This window comes from Xenorhabdus entomophaga, assembly GCF_037996725.1.
Lineage (GTDB): Bacteria > Pseudomonadota > Gammaproteobacteria > Enterobacterales > Enterobacteriaceae > Xenorhabdus > Xenorhabdus khoisanae.
In genome coordinates, this window is sequence record NZ_JBBMXH010000370.1 from 1 (window position 1) to 395 (window position 395).

The following is a 395-nucleotide window of genomic DNA, read 5'->3' on the forward strand; positions in this document are numbered from 1 at the left end:
AAATAGGTATCTTTGTGGGTTGAATGTATAAGTATAAATAGACGTTATTTGAGTTTGGGGAGTGAATACCGTGAGTTTAACGGTTACTGGCCATACACCTTTGTCGGAAAAATGATCTTTAGCGACTTTAGCTAATTTGGCAACCCCTATGTCAGCCCCAGTACTGTTCTTTTCGATTTTCACTTCCACCAAGTTATCATTGCTGCTCACCATGGTTATGTCAGTCAACGGGTCATCAGGCAAAGCGTCTGTTCCATTTTTCGTCAGCCTAAATTCTACGTTGTCATGCACGTTGTAAGGCCTTTCCTGTTGAGGAAAGTATTTCGTTTTACTTGAACCTTTTTTACTCAGCAGAATGCCTACGGGTTCTTCAACAGCCTCGAAGTCCACAGGCG

Annotated in this window: 1 protein-coding gene; it reads right to left on the reverse strand. The window is 42.3% G+C overall.

Features of this window, described 5'->3' with window-relative positions:
* Window positions 1-395: hypothetical protein (locus AAC854_RS23245; RefSeq protein WP_340619148.1), on the reverse strand; the 395-nt coding region annotated here is incomplete at both ends.